This window comes from Paenibacillus barengoltzii NBRC 101215, from assembly GCF_004000745.1.
Lineage (GTDB): Bacteria > Bacillota > Bacilli > Paenibacillales > Paenibacillaceae > Fontibacillus > Fontibacillus barengoltzii.
In genome coordinates, this window is sequence record NZ_BILV01000025.1 from 1 (window position 1) to 17497 (window position 17497).

A 17497-nucleotide genomic window follows, 5' to 3' on the forward strand; every position below is an offset into this window, starting at 1 on the left:
GGGGCCCGTCCCGATCTCGTACCGGGACGGGGGCCCCTGGGAGGCGCTGTTCCCAACGGCGGAGTGGAACAGCGCCCTGGCGTGGGCGGCGCGCAGCAAGCCCGGCGCCGCCTTGGGCGAAGCCGCGGCTCCGGCCGGTGAGCCGGAGCTGCGTGCGGCGATCGCTGCGCATCTGCGGCGCAGCCGCGGGATTGCGGCAGAGGCAGAGCACATCTGCCTCTTCAACGGGTCGATGCAGGCGATCACGCTGCTGACCCAGCTGCTGCTGGGGGAAGGCGAGCCCGCGGTGCTGGAGAACCCGTGTTACTACGGGATCTCGCGGGCGGTGGCCGCCTGCGGAGGCGTGTCCGTCCCGGCGGCGCTGGACGGAGACGGCATCGTGCCGCGCGATTGGGACGCGCGGCTGCTGTTCGTCACGCCGGGTCGGCAGTTCCCGACCGGCGTCGTGCTCTCCCACGCCCGGCGGCGCGAGCTGCTGGCGTGGGCTGCGCGGCGGAACGCTGTCATCGTCGAGGACGATTACGACAGCGAGTTCCGCTGGGGCGGCCGCCCGCTGGAGCCGCTCAAGGCGTTGGACCGCGAGGAGCGCGTCGTCTACGTCGGCTCCTTCTCCAAGACGATGTTCGCCGCCCTGCGGGTCGGCTATGCCGTGCTGCCGCGCACCCTGGTTCGGCCCGTTGCGAGCGCGAAGGCGCTCTACGAGCCGGTGCCGCCGGCGCGGCTGGAGCAGCGGGCGCTCGCCCGGTTCATGCGCACGGGCGGCTACGAGCGCCACCTGCGCCGGATGCGGCGCCACTACGGCGCCAAGCAAGAGGCGTTCCGCCGCTGCATGGAACAGGAGCTGGGCGAATTGTTCCGCCTTCGCCCCGCCGATGCCGGATTACTGCTGTACGCCGAATGGCTCCGCTCGCCGGAGGAGTACCAGGCCTTCCGCCAAGCGGCGGCCGGTCGCGGCGTCCTGTTTCGCGATGCGGCCATTTACCGGATCACTCCGGGGCCGCCGGCAGCCTGCTTTGCTTTTTCCCATTTAGACGAATTGACGCTCATTGAGGGTGTATTTCGTATGAAAGCGGCCTGGGGGGATATTTAAACCCGTGCGCTTTAAAGGTATAATAAAGGTGATAAACTTGTCCTCGTGATGTAATGAGGAGGACAAGACATTGTACGGATCAGGCAAAATGATGCGATTGTATTTTTTTTTACGGGAGGGAAGGACATGCTTCACGTTTCACCATCATCATTTGAATTGAAGCCGGCATTCGCCAAAATCGTCTGCGAACCCGGTTGGAAATGGCACAAGAGGGAGAAGCCGTTGCAGAACTATGATCTCTTCTATGTGTGGAGCGGTGAAGGCACGGTTGTCCTGAACGACCAGCCCATTCCGGTCAGTAAAGGCAGCTGCTTCCTGTTCCGCAAGGGGGATCACACCAGTGCTACGCATAACCCGCAGAAACCGCTGGTGCTGACGTACATCCATTTCGACGTCCACGAGCCCGTGACCGAAGTGCCGGGTCCCTACCGCGTACTGGAGGATACGCTGGATTTCGAGTATATGTTGTCGCGTTACGTCCGTTTATTTTTGATGAAGGCCTATGCCGCCGAAGAGGAGGCTCAGCTGATCCTCAAGCAGCTGTTGATTTATTTGCTGCGGGAAGAACGGCAGGTACCGGTAGAGAAGAAGGTCAGCAACCAACTGCATGAAGTGATCCATGAAGTGGCGAACTATGTGCTCCAGCATCCCGGCCTCCCTCATAAAGTGCAGGATTTGGCTGCCCGGGCGGGATTGTCCCCGCGCTATTTCTCGATTAAGTTCAAGGAAATTATCGGAATGTCTGTGCAATCTTACATCATTAAGTCGAGAATCGACCGGGCGCAGCATTTGCTTCTGCATGCCGGCATGAATGTGACCGAGGTGGCAGATGCGCTGGGGTATCGGGACATCTTCTTCTTCAGTCGCCAGTTTAAGCAATATACGGGAAAAAGCCCATCCGAAATCCGTTAAGCAGGTTGTTCTAAATCACGAACACCCTCTGAAGTGAATGAATTCATTGTTCTCGACTGCCAAGCTTGAAGCTTCGGCGGTTTTTTCTTTACAAACCTACAGGTTATTTTTGCCTAGTGTAGGCCGGACAACATCGTCCGGTCTTTTTTTGTGGCCGCGCCTGAGACAATTTGTTTACAAGTCAGTGATATTTTGGCGACATGTATGCCGTAAGCTGAGTGTTGCGTCGAAAGACGGCCTCATCCTGAAGACGAAGGAGGAAAAAGGAATATGAAACCGATGGCTTGGCTGGGACTCGTGCTGCTGCTGGTTCTCTCTGCTTGCACCGGGTCCGGGAACGGGGAAGGGGGATCACTCGCGGATACGTCAACAACCGGGATAGCGTTGAATGGTACGAGCGGACCTGCTTCCGGGACATCCGGCGATCCGGGGAAGAAGGAGAAATCGAATGAGCAGGTGAAGCTTGTCGTCGCCACTTATTTTTTGAGCGATCAAGTCAAGGCTGCCGTGGAGAAATATGAGCAACTGCATCCGAATGTCGATATTGAGCTGCATGCCGCTTCGACGTCGGGCAAAGATCTGAACGATGTGATGAACAAGCAGGAACAATTTGTCAAGACCAGCAACACCGCCATGTTGGCCGGAAAAGGACCTGACATCATTGAACTCGATCAGCTTCCTTCCGAACAATACGTGAAGCGGGGGTTGCTTGTCGATTTACACGAGCTGATGAATCAAGACGCTGACTTTCACAAGGAAAATTATTTCACCAATATTATGGACCATGTGCAAAGCGGCGGGGACGGCGGGTTATACGGCATGCCATTGTATTTCTCACTAGTTGGTCTGTATGGCAATGTGGAAGCTATAGAACAAGCAGGCGTTTCGTTTGACGATGACAGCTGGACGCTGAACGACTTCATCGACACCATCAAGCAGTTAAAGCAAAAGGGCGATCCATCGTATATCTTCATGGGCGAGGAACGTTATTTCTTGGAACAGCTCGTGACGGAAAATTTCGAGAAGCTCATCAACGTAACGAACGGGGAGCCGCAATTGGATACAAACGCCTTGGCTGAGATGATGGAGCAGGTCCAAAAGATGGCGGATGATGGATTGCTTCATAAGATGGGGAACTATCAGAGATTAACTGCGGTTGGGGAATCCGGGACCGACAGCAAGAATTCCGCCTATTTCATGGATGCAGAGCTCTATTCGCTGCGGGACGCCTTGTTGTACGCCCCATTCCCGCGTACGGCGCTGTATGCTAAGCCGCATCTGGTGAATGCGGGTGGCGGCGGCTACTTCAAACCGTTCGGGCAGCTTGGCATCAATGCCAATTCCGACCATCCACAGGAAGCTTGGGACTTCATTCAATTTCTGCTCAACGAGGAGAGCGTACAAGCTTATTTCGACGAGCATTTGGATGCCAGCCCTGGTTTTCCAATGAACCGAAGTGTATACGAGCAACAGAAGAGCAAGCTCCTTCAGGACGGAACGGTTACAAGCGGGAACGGTCCGAAGGTTCCGGTCGATCCGGATATGCTGGCGCAGGTGGACCATTACATCAACACAGCCGTCCATGCTGTGGGAGGTCCTTCCAAACTCTCCGAGACGATATATAACGAGACGGAAGCGTTCTTTGCCGGCCAGAAGTCAGCGAGCGACGTAGCGAAGGTGATCGCGAACAAGATCAATCTGTTGTTGAATGAATGACGGATAATGGACAACTTTTTACTTAGAGAGGGGATGGGACATGTATCACGAAACAATCGCGGAGGACGTCGCCCATTTGCTGCAGAACCAAGCGACGACTGAGCCCCATGAATAAGCTGCTCACCCTGCTTCGCAAGGACGGGTTCCAGGCTTTCTGGCTGCTTGCTCCGAGCGTGATTGGCTTCTCGATCTTTTATCTGATCCCATTTCTATTAGGCTTCTGGGAATCGTTCACGGACGGTGCGGGCGTTGGAGGAAGCAAATTCGTTGGCTTGCATAACTACATCGACCTGCTGGGCAGCAGCTCCTTCCGCAAGGCGGCTGCCAATACCTTGCTATTCACCGCGGTCAGCGTTCCGTTGCTCATTCTCTTGTCCCTCGGCTTGGCTTTGCTGCTGAACCGGCCGTTGTTCCTCCGTGACGGGATCCGGACATCCATCGTGTTGCCCCTCGTCGTTCCCGTCGCTTCGACCGTTACGATCTGGCAAATTTTCTTCGATTGGAACGGGACGCTGAACGAGTGGCTGCATGAGTTCGGGCAAGGTCGAATCGATTGGATGCAGTCCGATTGGTCGATAGGCATCGTTGCGGTGATGTTTCTTTGGAAGAACCTCGGCTACAACATGATTCTGTTCCTGGCTGGCTTGCAATCGATCCCTAGATCGTATTACGAATCAGCCAGTATCGAGGGAGCGGGACCGTTGCGCCGGCTGTACCACATCACGCTGGTCTATTTGACGCCAACGATGTTTTTCGTCGTGCTCATTTCCATCGTCAATTCGTTTAAAGTGTTCCGGGAAACGTATCTGCTGGCGGGGGATTATCCATACGATCGCCTCTACATGATGCAGCATTATATGAACAACATGTTCGCTTCGCTGGACGTTCAGAAGCTGACTGCCGCCGCGATCCTGATGGTCGGCTGCATCGCTCTGCTGGTTGCTCTTCTGCTCGCGGTGGAGCGTCGGTTTCGGGAGAACATGGAATGAACGGAGGTGATCGAGTGAGGAAGCTCGGCATGCTGCCCCAAATCATCGCGGCGCTTGCGGCTGGCGCAGTTGCGCTGGTTATGCTCGTGCCCATCATTCTGACCGTGACGGGTTCGCTGATGACGGAACAAGAGATCGAGCGGAATTACGGTCTTCTCGGCGTCATGATCGATGTATCGCAGGGAGGAGCGGACGCTTTCGTTAATTTGAAGCTGCTTCCTGACTGGCTGTCCTTCGGCCAATACGCGCAAATCTTAATCCAGTCGGCGAAATATCTTCACATGTTCTGGAACTCCGCCCTGCTGGTGGCACCGATTGTGGTTGGGCAAGCCGTCTGCGGTACGCTGGCGGCTTACGCCTTCGCCAAGCTGCGATTTTTCGGCAGGGATCAGCTGTTTTTCGTCTATCTGCTCACCATGTTGATGCCGTTCCAGGTGACGCTCGTGCCCAACTATCTCGTTATCGACCAACTGGGCCTGATGAATCACGAATCGGCGATCATTCTACCCGGCATCTTCGGCGCGTTTGGCGTGTTCATGATGCGCCAATTCATGACGCATATTCCGAATGCGTACATCGAAGCTGCTAAAATCGACGGAGCGGGGCAGTTCACGATTTTCTTGCGCATAATCGTTCCGCTTGTCCAACCCGGCCTGGCGGCTCTAAGTGTTCTCCTGTTTATCGACTACTGGAACATGATTGAGCAACCGCTCATCTTCCTGCAGGATGACGCCAAGCAGCCGTTGTCTCTCTATCTGGCGCAGATTAACAAACAGGCCCGCGGCATCGGTTTTGCGGCTTCAACGCTGTACATGGCTCCGGCGGTACTCCTATTTTTGTATGCGGAGTCGTATTTCGTCGAAGGGATTGGACAGTCAGGAATTAAAGGTTAGCCGGGAGGTGAGGGTGCTTGGAAGAATTGGCAACCCGTTCAAAACAAAGAAAAATACGCGCGCTTGGGGGACTCTTCTTCGCCCTGCTTATCGTGCTGACACTGGGCGGTAACACGATTCGGGCGTTGTCGATGCCGAAGGTGATCACGGCTGTGCCCACCGTCGGATCACTGGATTATTCCTATGAAGGGACCGCACTGGTCCGGCCGGCAGCGGAACGAAAACTGATGAATCCGGCGGGCTGGAAGGTGCTTAAAGTGCTTGTGAAGGTTGGAGATAAGGTGCACAAAGGACAGCCGCTCGTCCGGTATGACGACAGCGACGTGAAGGACCAGCTTGCCGATCAGCAATCTTCCCTGAAGAAGATGCAGTTGTCGCTGGAACAACTGGAGTACGATTTGAAGCAGGCGCTCCGGGAAGGGGATGAGGAAGCCGTGCATCATGCGTCCTCAGCGCTGAAGAGCATGCAGTTTGATATGGAAGATCAGAAGCGGCGCATCACCAAGCTGCAGGAGGAGATCCAAGCGGGTCGGGAGCTGATCGCTCCGGTGGATGGCATCGTCATGACGGTAGGTGCTGAAGAGGGGATCGCCTCAGCGGGGGTTCCCGACGTCAGCCTATCCGATACGTCCCAGGGCTATCAGATCTGGTTGATGGTGCCGGACGAGCTTGCGATCCTGATCCGGTCCGGTGAAGAACTTGATTCGATCACGCTTGTAGACGACGATGCCCGACAGCTTACCGGCACCGTTACCACGATCGAAGAGGCGTACGATGGAGGGGGGATTCGATCGGCGATGACCAGCTTGGGCCTGGCGACAGCGACCAAGTCTCGGCCGCGAACACCCGGATCACGATATCACTGAAGGAAGAAGAATCCGGTCTCCTAGGCGGTGAACGCGTCAAAGTGAGCCTGCGCAAATCGAAGGGCGACCAACTGTTGCTCGTCCCCAATGAAGCCGTTCATCATGACAGCCAGGGGGCGTTCCTATACACGATCTCTGCGGAACAAGGCCCGCTTGGCAATGCATATTACGCAAAACTAACCCGAGTCGAGACGGAAGGTTCGAACGAATACGCAACAGCTGTCAGCGGTGAGATCTTCGAGCAGTCCGAGGTCATCGTAGGCAGCACAGGGCTGATCATGGACGGCACCCGCGTCCGGTATGAGCTGAACTAGCAATACAGTGCAGGAGATGGGAAGAGCCGGCCGAAGCCGGCGATGCATGGTCTTGTTTAATTAGCTTGGGTTTGCGGAGTTAAAGCGGCCCAGCGCTTCACCCATCCGTACCTTCTGTCCGGGGGCAAGTTCAGGCCAGGGGGTAAAGGTGCCGTTCTGGGTGAGCAGGACGACGGTGGATCCAAACTCGAAATAAGCGAGGTCGTCGCCTTGCTCCCAGGATTTTGCCGAAGGATCGGTATACTGGATACTGCTCACGTTCATCGCGCCGACCTTCACAAGAGCGATTTCCCCATACTCATGGGAGATGTAAGTGATCAAGCGTTCGTTTCGGCATAACACCTTCTTCATATGGCGCATGCCAAAATCATTCACCGGGTAGACCCGGCCTTGGATGTGCTCACTTTCCAGCTTTTTGCCCGTCACGGGCGCGTGAATCCGGTGATAATCGGTAGGACTCAGATACAGAACAAAGGCGTATCCGTGTTTGTACAATTCGACGCGGGGAGAGCCGGCCAGCAGCGCTTCCAAGGAATAATCCTGTCCTTTCACGTTCAGGATCGTGCCGGATTGCACCTCGCCCATAAACGTAATCAGCGCGTCCACCGGACTAATCATCACTCCCGGCTCCGCGTGCAGCGGGCGCATGCCCGGCTTTAGCTTGCGGGTGAAGAATTCGTTTAACGTGCGGTATTCCCGAAGCTCCTTCTCCGCTTCATGCAGCGGAATGCCATACGATTTTGCGAATAAAGGGATCATTGCTCGGCTAACCCCCGAATGAGAGAACTTGCCTATCAACCGGGATAACCATTTCCGGGAGGAAAGCTCCGTCATCCATTTCATCCATGTCGCGGCCAAATCGCATCCTCCTAGTCTGTCCAGTAATGCTGCATGGGTATTGATGAATTCGTTGCCACTTCCGCTTATCTTGACACAGAATCAGACCGAAATCAATAACGGATTGGTAACCCCCAGTTTACAGATTTGTACAAATTTAGGCTTGATGCCTGGGCGGGGTTGGTGTATGTTTATATCAATCGCATAGGGATACGGGGGCTTGAGCGAATCAGGCTGAGATAGCGGCATATTGCGCCGCGGACCGTTAATCTGATCTGGATAATGCCAGCGTAGAGAATCGATCGTCCGGGACTTTTTGTGCCTTCGTGCGTCCCCGTGACCTGACCACCGTCTGAGCTATTCAGGCGGTTTTTTTACGATGCGAGGATTTAAATCAAATGATCAGGAGGAGAGATGAAGATGTCAGAGGTTGTTCAAAAAAGAACGGGGCGTGGTCTCAAGCTCAGTGATGTGCTGGTAACGGTGTTGGTCTCGCTGGTGCTAGGTGTGGTGTATCACTTTTGGAGTTCGGTGTACAATTTGTTCTCCCCCCTGTTCTTCCAGGCCGATGAACTGGTGTACGGGATGTGGTTCCTGGCTGCAACGCTGGTGTTCTTGTTGATTCGCAAACCGGGGGTGGCGTTAATCGCGGAGATCGCTGCTGCCCATGTGGAAATTTTGTTCGGGAGCGAGTGGGGCGTCCAGTTGGTTCTTTACAGTGTGCTGCAAGGTTTAGGGGCGGAGCTGGTGTTCGCCGCGTTCCGGTACCGGAAATTTTCCGGCTCCGTTGCTGCGTTGGCTGGGATTGGGGCTGCCGTAGGTTCGGTTCTCCCAGATTTCTTCTACGGCTATGTGCAGGATTACGAGCCGTGGCTCTTGACTGCCAAATATGCGATGCGGGCCGTCAGCTCGGCGCTGATCTGCGGGTACTTCGCTTATGCCGTCGTGAAGGCCGTAGAGGCAACAGGGGTTACGACATTGCTGCGACCCGTTGATCCCAAAGATTATGCGGCGTTGAATGACTGATGAGCAAAGAAACGACGGCAGCTGAGATCCGGGAGCTGCGGCTCAAGTTCCCGGGAGAGGATCGGTTTGTGTTTAAGGATTTGGATTTCTCGGTGCGGCGTGGGGAGCATGTGCTGCTGCTGGGTCCCAGCGGATGCGGCAAATCGACGCTGCTCCAGGTGCTGAGCGGCATCATTCCAGACCTAGTTGAGATTCCGATGCGCACGTCCGCACAACAGCTTCCCGCGTCATGGCGATTTTTGTTCCAGGATCCGGATACGCAGTTTTGTATGCCTTACGTGGATGAGGAGTTGGCGTTCGCCTTAGAAAATTTGGGCGTGCCGAAGCCGGATATGCCCGCGCGGATGCAGGCTGCATTGGCGAAGGTGGGCCTTGACCTGCCTGAGCTCCATGTGCCGATCGATTCGCTATCCCAAGGGATGAAGCAACGGTTGGCGCTTGCCTCCGTGCTGCTGGGCGATCCGGAGGTGCTGCTGCTGGATGAGCCTTCGGCATTGCTCGATCCGCAGGGCCGAGAGCAAATTTGGCAAGCGATCGCTAAGGTGGCTGAGGGCCGCACCCTCATTATCGTGGAGCACCGGATCGAGGAGTTGACGGCGCTAGGTCTGGTTGACCGCGTCGTGTTGTTTGGACCGGATGGGAAGGTGTTGGGCGAGGGGGCACCGGACGTCGTGTTTGATACGTATCATTCCGAGCTTATTGAATTTGGGATCTGGTATCCCGGCGTATGGGAAGCGTATTTTGCCACAGAAGCCGGCCGCAGGTTATTGGAGCCGGTGGGAGGTAGCCGGCAATTGGATGGACCTGCCGCCGTGGAGTTGACTGATTTTCACGGGTTCCGGCATGGGCGGCCGGTGATTGAAGTCGGGCAAGCCGCCGTGTATCCCGGGGATTGGATTGCGATCACTGGGCCAAACGGTGCAGGGAAGAGCTCGTTGCTGCTCAGTCTGATCGGTTTGCTGCCGTCTGAGGGGGCATTTATGCTGCAGGGAAAACGGATCGAGACTGGGAAGCTTAGCCGACGTGACCGCAGACGACGGTTGGAGTCGGCCGCTCGTGAGATCGGATTTGTGTTCCAGAATCCGGAGTTTCAGTTTGTCGCCGATCGGGTGGTGGACGAAGTCACCTTCTCGCTGAGGGAGGATGGACTTGACGCCAGAACGCTGAACGGTCGGGTGACGGAGTATCTAGAGCAGTTTGGTCTAACCGGCTTGGAGATGCGGCATCCTTACCAGCTGTCGCTGGGGCAGAAGCGGCGCCTTAGTGTGGCTGCGGCGGCCGTGCGCGAACAACAGGTGTTGCTGCTAGATGAGCCGACCTTCGGTCAGGATGCTGCGAACACGTTTGCCATTCTGCAGTTATGCGAGGCGTTACGTCGACGCGGGACGGCGATCCTCATGGTTACCCATGAAGAGCGGATCGCAGAGCAGGTGGCCACCCAGTATTGGGAGGTCCGGGACGGACGGTTGACGAGCCAACGGTTGACCTCGCGGGTAGAACGGTCCCAGGCAAGTGCCGGCGAATCACCGGAATCCAACGGATCAGCCGAACGGGGAGCGGATATCACCTCCGCGCCAACCGACCAGCCTGGCCGCCGGGATCCGGAGGCGGTGATTGCCAGATGAGACGTTTTCTGACCCCGAAACGGCGGACTTGGTTGCATCAGGCGAACCCGGCTGCCAAGCTGGCGTTGATGATCCTGCTGTTTCTGCTGACGTTATTTACGCACCGGCTTGATTTTATTTTTTATCAGGCGCTTCTTTTTACGTTCTTGCTCTTCCTGCTCAGCGGTTATGAACCTTGGAAAGTCGCTTTGCTTCTGTTCCCCTTTGCGCTGATCTTTGCCTCCTCGGCGGCGACGATGATTCTGTTTGGCAAAGGGACGGAGATCTGGTGGTCGTGGGGATTGTTCCGCATTTCTGAAGAAAGCTTCTACCGTGGGATTCACATCGGGTTCAAAGCAGTGGCCTTTGCTGCCGAAGGGCTGTTGTTCGTGTTGACGACTTCTTCGGTCGCTTTGTTTTACGCGCTAATGCAGCAGGCGAAGCTGCCGCCCAAATACGCCTACAGCTTTATGGCCTCGGTCCGGCTGCTTCCCATGGTCTGGGAGGAGCTGCTTGTCCGACGTAATGCGCTGCTGATTCGCGGCGTTCGCCGTCCGCGCGGACTGCCCGGTCTCGTCGCGCAAGCGAAGCTGTACGCTGTGCCGCTGCTGTCTCAGAGCATCCGGCGGGCCCATCGAGTTGCTGTCGCCATGGAAGCGAAAGCGTTCGACGGAAATCGGCCGCGCACGTATTATTACCCGACTGCCTATTCCCGGTACGATGTGTTGACATGGCTGCTCATCGGCTTGGTTGCGGCTGCAGCTTACTTCTTGGCGGACTTGTACCCGCTATTTCACATTGCAGATGTTCGCTATCATGAAATCTTATGAAACGAAGGGGCATGATTCCTTCCGGAGAAACGGGTTACTGCCTGCTCTCTGTGTTTAGGAATCCGCCCCTTTTTTTAGTTTTGTTCCATTTGGCTAAGCCCGGTTCGATCGGTCTAACAAATAACGGGCGTAAGCCATAGGCTGTCGATATGAATCCTTCCAGGCTTCCAGCAATCCGGCTTTACGAAAGCCGTAACGCTGGTCACGCCCATTGCATTCGATAAAGTAAGGCTTCCCGCTTGCGGATAAGCCAATGTCCAGCCCCAGGTCGGCGAGATGCGGGAGACGGTTGCCCAGATAGCGGGAGATGGTCAGGGCAAGCTCATTAACGTGAGCAAGGGCTGCCGGGACGATCTGCTCCGGGAGCACTTTGGCCAGCAGCTCCTCGGCGGGATGGGCTTCGCCGCCTCTGGCGAGGTTACACACAAAGCTGCCTGCAGCAGCTACTTTGGCGAAGCGCCCGGTGACGCTCCAATCGCCTCCGCCGCCCCGCTGGACGGTGATCCGCAGATCGATGGGGCGCTGCTCGTATTCCGCCAGCGGAATACGCTCTTGCACGAGATAAGGCGTGCGACGCAGCATATGCCGAACCCCGGGCGGCAGTTGTCCCCGATGCAGTCGAATCGTTCTCCATTGCCGCTGGCCAAGTGTCGTAGCATAAGTGAGCTCCCACCCTGACGATGGCAGATGTCGCAATCGCATGACACCATGGCCAATGGAGCCGCGGATCGGCTTAAGGATGAGGTCCGTATGGCGGGTCATCATGTTCCGCAGATTGCTGGGGGTTAACGGCATCGATGCCGGAAGGTACGGCCGCAAGTGAGGAGCACTCCAGAGCAAGCGGTGGATGAAGTCTTTTCCATAACGGTTGGTGGTATTAAAGATTGTGATGCCCCGGGCATTCAGGGATTGGAGTCTTTTTCGAGCTGCAAGTCTGGGATATAACGCTCGGTTATGGATCACTGAAGGCAAGGGAAGCTGTTGCTCGACGTATTCGATGCCATTATATACATAAGCGAGACATCTGCCCCCTGCCGGATCGATGCCGGCGAGACGCAAGAAAACGGGGATTAATCCATATTCCTGTGCCGCTTCTTCATACCCTGTGATCCACTCTTGGCCGGTTCTGCGCGTAGGGATCCCTCGGTACATGCTGGAATTCAGCAGGATTCCGACAGTGTCCTGACTCAAGTGGGTTTCCTCCTTCCCGTGCGTCTTCCTTCAGTGTATGTTGTCCCGGGTCATTAGCGTGGACGACTGTGCTGCGACAGCCGCCTGTTTTCGGGCGAACTACGGATGGAACACCGCCTTTGGCAAATTAGGCTCATCTTCCAAGAAGGTGTCACATTTGCCAGGAGCTTCTCGTATATTTAGGATATCGAATGCAAGTGAAACGGTAAGGAGGGGGGACTTCACATGGATCGGGAAAAAGTCGCGTTGATCGCGCCTGACGCCTTTACGGCGGTTTCAGGGAAACACCGTCCAGTGAAGAGGGTGCTTGAACGAATGCTCCCTCATGCGGCAGAGCAGCTGCACATTCGCCTCTTTGGCGTTGCGGACGGGCATCTACCGGCCCAAGGATGGATGGGGGGCGTTCCTTTTTATTGCTTGCCCGGGGGACGCCTCTATCTGGAGTCACTGCTGCGGCACTTGCGCAAGTGGCGGCCGGATACGGTGGACGTTTATGGCCGACCATTGCTGGCTTGTCAGCTGAAAGCTCGGCTTCCGCTCTCCCGTGTACTGTTGACGTTACCCTCTGCCCAGATCGTATCTTCTTCCTGCCATCCCAAGGCATATACAATGCAAGTTCTGGAAGGCGTGGACGGCCTGATCGTCGGCAGTGAACGGACCAAAGCCGAGTTGCTGGCGCAGTTCCCCTCTTTGGTCACTCCGGTATGGGTTCATTTGCCGGGAGCAAGCCTAGAAGAACAAGTGCTGCTGCGCTGGACGCCAGATGGGGAACGGGAACGTCAACAGCGGCTGATGGAGCGGGGATGGATGAATCGCAAAATCATTCTATTGGCTGGAAGTTGGCCGCCGCTTAGGGACGAGGAGCACATTGTCTCGGCTCTTACCGAGGTGCTGGATCGCGTGCCGGAGTCGATGCTGGTGTTCCTTGCCGCCGACTTCCCCGGAACCGGGGCTTTCCGTGAATGGTTTGAGCGATCGAAGCCACATGGGCTTGCCGCCTACGCTCCAGAGCGGATTGCCTGCCTGCAGGCCGGGTCGCCTTACTTCATTTCGGATAGGTATCTCTTGGCGGATTGCCTGGTGATGTTACCGGGCGATGAGCCGGCATCGATGTTAACGCGCCTTGAAGCGATGGCTGCCGGCTTGCCTACGCTGGATGCTCATGACGCCCCGGTACTTGAATTTGCGGTTGATGGACTGCTCGCCGAAGGGGCGGGAGACAGCTTGGCTGATCGGATCATATTGCTGCTGGAGGAAGAGGAATTTCGTCAAGTCATCGGCCGGGCCAGCCGAGAAATCGTTCGTCGTCATTACCGCTGGGATCACACCGCAGACCGTTGGGTCAGTCTCGTGCGCGCCAGAGGGGTGCAGACGCACATAGGTCGACGAAGCGCTAAAAACTGATGATATCTGGATGTCCAGAGCAAATCTTAGGGAAACGCCGAAAGGCGTTTTTTTCTTTTGTCCCATAAGCAGGGCCTGTGCCGCATTCGTCAGGACAACTGTACGTTTGCCGTTACCAGCCCCCCGGCCAATCATACACTGAGGTATATGCTCCGGTATTATCACGTTTTTGGGAGGAAATTGATGTGGTCAAAAAACGCAAGCGGCCGCGCATCCGACTGAACCGCAAACCGATTCAGCGCCCTAAAGTGCTGCCGCGTTTGGTCAATCATCCCGATCCCATCGTATCCATCATCATTCCGGCGATGAATGAAAGGGCGACGATCGCCAGCGTACTGCGTGAAGCCGGTCTGGTGCATCCGCGCAGCGAAACGATCGTCGTGGTGAACGGCTCAACTGACGGGACCGCTGAGCTGGCTGAAGCCTGCGGCGCTCACGTCATCCACGTACCGGAGCCGCTGGGACATGATGTGGGCCGGCGCGTTGGGGCGGAGGCGGCCCGCGGTCAAGTGCTGCTGTTCATCGACGCTGACATGGTGATTCCAGCCCGGGAGCTTCGGCCTTTTGTCAACGCGGTGCTGACGGGTGTCGATGTGGCGCTGAACAGCTACTCCGGCCCGGTACGAGGGAAGGTGGCACATCCAGTCGTTCTAGCCAAACACGTCCTGAACGGTGTGCTGCAGCGTCCTGACCTGCGCGGAGCTTCCTTGACGGCAGTCCCGCATGCGATGAGCCGAACTGCGGTAGACACCGTCGGCCTGGATGCGCTGGAGGTTCCGCCGCTCGCCTTAGCTAAAGCGATCCGGCTGGGGTTAAACGTCCAGCCGGTGCATACCGTCCCCGTTGGCAAGCTAAATCCAGCCCGGGGACGCATAGGGAAGAAGGGAAGTCGTGTTGATCCGCTGACCGCATTGGTGGCAGGGGATCATCTGGAGGCGATCCATTGGCTGCTCCTCCAGCAAGGACCGCGCGGCGGATACATCGATCTGGGACGGCAGCGCGGTAAGGTGAGGTGATCCATTGATGGTCATGGTAACTCGGCAAAAGATGAAGGTTCGTCGGAAACGAAGAAGCGGTTCCTCGGCCCGTTTGCGCGGAGGAGCAATCCGGAGATCCAGCGGCTTCTCCCGCAAAGGCCGCCGCGGGGTCCGTCCTTCGACGGGAAAAAGATATGCCGGCATCCCGCTCCAACGCCTCAAAGCCAAAGCTTGGGCCGCAGGAGCCCGTGCGGCGGCACAGGATGGGGCGGAGAAGGGTTCGCCACAGATGCAGGCTTGTTTTCAAGCGTGGGCGCAGGCGGAGCGGGTGGATCAACTGCCTTTCACGGCTTTGTTGACGGCTTCCTTGGCGTATCGCCGCGGGTATGCCCATGCAGCCGGATTGAGTAAGATGTGGATTCCGCTGCCGCTGAAAAGCCGTGCCTCAGCGATTGTGACGGCGAGTAATGAGGAGCAGACGTTGCCGGCGGTTTTGGCAGAGCTCCGCAAGCTGCCTCTGCATGAGATCATCGTTGTCTTGAATGGCTGCGATGATGCAAGCTTTACCGTCGTGGATCGCGATCCGCGCATTACGCGGCTGAGCTTCCCCGAGCGGTTAGGGCATGACGTAGGCCGGGCGATTGGGGCGGCGATAGCTACCGGGGATATTTTGCTGTTTACCGACGGGGATATGTGCGTTGCCGCCGAGGATTTAGCTGCTTTTTTGATCGCCATCGATCGGGGAGAGGACTTGGCGCTTAACGATTTGACGCCGCATCTGCCGCCGTTCTCCCAGCAGGATGAGGTAACGCGCTGTAAGGCATTCTTGAATCTGGCGCTTGGACATCCGGAGTTGAAGGCGAACTCGTTAACTGCGGTGCCAAACGCTTTGTCCCGCCGCGCAGTACGGACGGTAGGCACCGCTGCGCTGATCGTTCCTCCGAAAGCCCAAGCGCTCGCCTTGGTTCGCGGGCTGAAGGCAGGTGCGCCGATTTCCGTGGACGTGATCCGCAAAAACCGTCTCCGCACCAGCAACAGCGGGGCGGGTAATGCGGTCGCACGGATGATCGTTGGCGACCATCTCGAGGCGCTTGGTGAGGTTATGAAAACGGAAGGCGTCCGGTTACGCTTCTCCACAATAGGCCGGAGCGAACTTGCGAAAGTGAGGAATGCCCGATGACGGCTGGAGTAACGAGTATCATCATTCCGACCTATAACGGGCTTCACTTGCTTGCCCCTTGCGTGGCGGCGATCCGTCAGTATACGGAGACTCCTTATGAGATTATCGTGGTGGACAACGGCTCCGAGGACGACACGGCATCGTTCTGTCTGAAGGAGCGTCTGATCCTGGTGGCGCTGCCGCGCAATGAAGGATTTCCGATCGCTGTAAACCGAGGATTGTCGGTCGCTTCGGGCGCTCACCTTCTTATTCTTAACAATGATGTTCTTGTCTCTCCGCGCTGGCTCTCGAATCTGCTCCAGGCGCTGCACAGCGCCGCTGATGTCGGCCTCGTCGGCCCGGTGACCAATTATGCCAGCGGACGGCAGCAGGTGGAGATCAATTGGGAGGAAGGAGAGGATTTCGCCAAAATCGCCGAACGTCATAACCATTCGGATCCGGCCAAATGGCAGGAAGTCCAGCGGCTGATCGGCATGTGCCTGCTCTTTAAGCGGGAGGTACTGGAGCGGGCGGGAGGATTTGACGAACGGTTTTCGCCCGGTCATTACGAAGATGACGATTACTGCTACCGTGCTCGGCAGCTTGGTTATCGTCTGCTTATGTGCGGCGATACGCTGGTGTACCATGAAGGCAGTGCCAGCTTTAAAACCCGCCATCCGGAAGGGTGGAGCGAGCTGATAGAACGGAACCGTATGCGGTTTATCGATAAATGGGGCGTAGATCCCTGGCAATTTATTTAACAGGGAGCCTCAAATTTTTAAGGTAAGGGAGGAGCGTTCATGAAAGGTGTGATTTTGGCGGGGGGCACCGGCACGCGTCTATACCCGCTGACCCGATTGATCAACAAGCATCTGCTTCCGGTCGGGAATTATCCGATGGTCTGTTACGGCATAGAACGGCTGCGTCAAGCTGGAATCACCGACATCCTCATCGTGATCGGCAAACAATCTGCAGGGCTGTACGCGGACTTTCTTGGCAGCGGGGAGAACTTTGGAGTGAATCTGACGTATCGTATCCAGGAATCGGCCGGCGGAATTGCAGAAGCCCTGGAGCTGGCGGAGGGGTTTATCCCACCGGGCAGCAAATTCGTTGTGCTGTTGGGTGACAACCTGTTCTTGGACGATTTAACACCATACGTGGAGCGATTTAAGCAGCAGCCTTTGGGCAGCGCACGGGTGATGCTGAAGCCGGTGGATGATCCACGGCGCTACGGCGTGCCGGTGTTTGCTGAAGATGCCCCGGAACATATTGCTTATATCGAGGAAAAACCGAAGAAACCGAAATCGAAATATTCGGTTACCGGGATTTACATGTACGATGACAGCGTGTTTGGCATGATCCGCAGCATCGAACGTTCCGCTCGCGGCGAACTGGAGATTACAGACGTGAACAACCTTTACGCGCGGGAAGGCAAGCTCGAGTTCGACGTCCTCCAGTTGTGGTGGGGAGATGCCGGCACATTTGAATCGCTGCAGGAAGCCGCAATTCATATGAAAGGCGTACTTCCCTAAGCGATAGGGAAGCCGGAAAGGAGGTACGGGATGGCTACACGCGACAATGCGGCGGTCACCAGCCGCAAAACATTCAGCCGGCGGGGCGCCGGTAGCGCAGCTGCGGCCTCACCGGGCCGCCGGTCCGCCGGCCGGTGGAAGAACGGCCGCGCGAACC

The 17497-nt window shown here is 56.7% G+C and carries 17 protein-coding genes and 1 riboswitch; of the genes, 15 read left to right on the top strand and 2 right to left on the bottom strand.

Annotated features, from left to right (window positions below):
• From PBA01S_RS09200 to PBA01S_RS09230, 7 genes are all read left to right on the top strand, one after another.
• The coding region (locus PBA01S_RS09200; protein ID WP_164744132.1) for an aminotransferase-like domain-containing protein at window positions 1–1090 on the top strand (1090 nt) is incomplete at its 5' end.
• A 126-nt stretch (window positions 1091–1216) separates the two neighbouring features.
• Complete coding sequence (locus tag PBA01S_RS09205; protein ID WP_016311031.1) at window positions 1217–2002, top strand: helix-turn-helix domain-containing protein; 786 nt, start codon at window positions 1217–1219, stop codon at window positions 2000–2002.
• Window positions 2003–2272: 270 nt separating this feature from the next.
• Window positions 2273–3718, top strand: coding sequence for an ABC transporter substrate-binding protein (locus tag PBA01S_RS09210; RefSeq protein ID WP_127575833.1), 1446 nt, complete (start codon window positions 2273–2275; stop codon window positions 3716–3718).
• A gap of 107 nt (window positions 3719–3825) precedes the next feature.
• A complete protein-coding gene (locus PBA01S_RS09215; RefSeq protein WP_085170471.1) occupies window positions 3826–4707 on the top strand; it encodes a carbohydrate ABC transporter permease in 882 nt (293 codons plus the stop codon).
• Between the two features lie 29 nt (window positions 4708–4736).
• Window positions 4737–5600 (top strand): carbohydrate ABC transporter permease, encoded by an 864-nt coding sequence (locus PBA01S_RS09220; protein WP_036699921.1) that lies wholly within the window; start codon window positions 4737–4739, stop codon window positions 5598–5600.
• A 17-nt stretch (window positions 5601–5617) separates the two neighbouring features.
• On the top strand, window positions 5618–6466 hold the full coding sequence (locus PBA01S_RS09225) for an efflux RND transporter periplasmic adaptor subunit (RefSeq protein WP_127575834.1): 849 nt from the start codon (window positions 5618–5620) through the stop codon (window positions 6464–6466).
• Between the two features lie 41 nt (window positions 6467–6507).
• Window positions 6508–6780: an efflux RND transporter periplasmic adaptor subunit gene (locus tag PBA01S_RS09230; protein WP_127575835.1), complete on the top strand. Its 273-nt coding sequence runs from the start codon at window positions 6508–6510 to the stop codon at window positions 6778–6780.
• A 60-nt stretch (window positions 6781–6840) separates the two neighbouring features.
• Here PBA01S_RS09230 and asd read toward each other — a convergent pair whose 3' ends face one another.
• Window positions 6841–7638, bottom strand: a complete 798-nt coding sequence (gene asd, locus PBA01S_RS09235) for an archaetidylserine decarboxylase (RefSeq protein ID WP_028538668.1) — start codon at window positions 7636–7638, stop codon at window positions 6841–6843.
• A gap of 181 nt (window positions 7639–7819) precedes the next feature.
• Window positions 7820–7931, top strand: a riboswitch (TPP riboswitch).
• Between the two features lie 100 nt (window positions 7932–8031).
• Here asd and PBA01S_RS09240 point away from each other — a divergent pair.
• Genes PBA01S_RS09240 through PBA01S_RS09250 form a run of 3 tightly spaced genes read left to right on the top strand, consistent with a single transcriptional unit; the run spans window position 8032 to window position 11077 of the window.
• Window positions 8032–8643 (top strand): ECF transporter S component, encoded by a 612-nt coding sequence (locus tag PBA01S_RS09240; RefSeq protein ID WP_371859519.1) that lies wholly within the window; start codon window positions 8032–8034, stop codon window positions 8641–8643.
• Window positions 8643–10268 (top strand): ABC transporter ATP-binding protein, encoded by a 1626-nt coding sequence (locus tag PBA01S_RS09245; protein WP_127575836.1) that lies wholly within the window; start codon window positions 8643–8645, stop codon window positions 10266–10268. Before PBA01S_RS09240 ends, PBA01S_RS09245 begins: the two co-directional genes overlap by 1 nt.
• Window positions 10265–11077: an energy-coupling factor transporter transmembrane component T family protein gene (locus PBA01S_RS09250; protein ID WP_028538670.1), complete on the top strand. Its 813-nt coding sequence runs from the start codon at window positions 10265–10267 to the stop codon at window positions 11075–11077. The genes PBA01S_RS09245 and PBA01S_RS09250 overlap by 4 nt, the downstream gene beginning before the upstream one ends.
• A gap of 93 nt (window positions 11078–11170) precedes the next feature.
• Here the strand turns inward: PBA01S_RS09250 and PBA01S_RS09255 are convergent, their stop codons facing one another.
• Window positions 11171–12268, bottom strand: coding sequence for a YheC/YheD family endospore coat-associated protein (locus PBA01S_RS09255; protein WP_127575837.1), 1098 nt, complete (start codon window positions 12266–12268; stop codon window positions 11171–11173).
• A gap of 225 nt (window positions 12269–12493) precedes the next feature.
• Here PBA01S_RS09255 and PBA01S_RS09260 point away from each other — a divergent pair, with 225 nt between their 5' ends.
• The 5 genes from PBA01S_RS09260 to PBA01S_RS09280 all read left to right on the top strand — a co-directional run bounded on the left by PBA01S_RS09260 (window position 12494) and on the right by PBA01S_RS09280 (window position 17340).
• Window positions 12494–13672, top strand: coding sequence for a glycosyltransferase family 4 protein (locus PBA01S_RS09260; protein WP_127575838.1), 1179 nt, complete (start codon window positions 12494–12496; stop codon window positions 13670–13672).
• 185 nt (window positions 13673–13857) lie between these two features.
• On the top strand, window positions 13858–14688 hold the full coding sequence (locus PBA01S_RS09265) for a glycosyltransferase family 2 protein (protein ID WP_255315318.1): 831 nt from the start codon (window positions 13858–13860) through the stop codon (window positions 14686–14688).
• Between the two features lie 7 nt (window positions 14689–14695).
• Entirely contained in the window at window positions 14696–15829 is a 1134-nt protein-coding gene (locus tag PBA01S_RS09270; protein WP_127575840.1) for a glycosyltransferase family 2 protein, read from the top strand.
• Entirely contained in the window at window positions 15826–16569 is a 744-nt protein-coding gene (locus tag PBA01S_RS09275) for a glycosyltransferase family 2 protein (protein ID WP_028538674.1), read from the top strand. Before PBA01S_RS09270 ends, PBA01S_RS09275 begins: the two co-directional genes overlap by 4 nt.
• Before the next feature lie 39 nt (window positions 16570–16608).
• Complete coding sequence (locus PBA01S_RS09280) at window positions 16609–17340, top strand: sugar phosphate nucleotidyltransferase (RefSeq protein ID WP_127575841.1); 732 nt, start codon at window positions 16609–16611, stop codon at window positions 17338–17340.
• Window positions 17341–17497 lie beyond the last annotated feature (157 nt).

Coding starts and splice junctions, on each gene's coding strand:
- PBA01S_RS09260 (WP_127575838.1), top strand. CDS start 12,494: ATGGATCGGGAAAAAGTCGCGTTGATCGCGCCTGACGCCTTTACGGCG.
- PBA01S_RS09245 (WP_127575836.1), top strand. CDS start 8,643: ATGAGCAAAGAAACGACGGCAGCTGAGATCCGGGAGCTGCGGCTCAAG.
- PBA01S_RS09240 (WP_371859519.1), top strand. CDS start 8,032: ATGAAGATGTCAGAGGTTGTTCAAAAAAGAACGGGGCGTGGTCTCAAG.
- PBA01S_RS09220 (WP_036699921.1), top strand. CDS start 4,737: ATGCTGCCCCAAATCATCGCGGCGCTTGCGGCTGGCGCAGTTGCGCTG.
- PBA01S_RS09215 (WP_085170471.1), top strand. CDS start 3,826: ATGAATAAGCTGCTCACCCTGCTTCGCAAGGACGGGTTCCAGGCTTTC.
- PBA01S_RS09250 (WP_028538670.1), top strand. CDS start 10,265: ATGAGACGTTTTCTGACCCCGAAACGGCGGACTTGGTTGCATCAGGCG.
- PBA01S_RS09275 (WP_028538674.1), top strand. CDS start 15,826: ATGACGGCTGGAGTAACGAGTATCATCATTCCGACCTATAACGGGCTT.
- PBA01S_RS09280 (WP_127575841.1), top strand. CDS start 16,609: ATGAAAGGTGTGATTTTGGCGGGGGGCACCGGCACGCGTCTATACCCG.
- PBA01S_RS09205 (WP_016311031.1), top strand. CDS start 1,217: ATGCTTCACGTTTCACCATCATCATTTGAATTGAAGCCGGCATTCGCC.
- PBA01S_RS09270 (WP_127575840.1), top strand. CDS start 14,696: ATGGTCATGGTAACTCGGCAAAAGATGAAGGTTCGTCGGAAACGAAGA.
- PBA01S_RS09210 (WP_127575833.1), top strand. CDS start 2,273: ATGAAACCGATGGCTTGGCTGGGACTCGTGCTGCTGCTGGTTCTCTCT.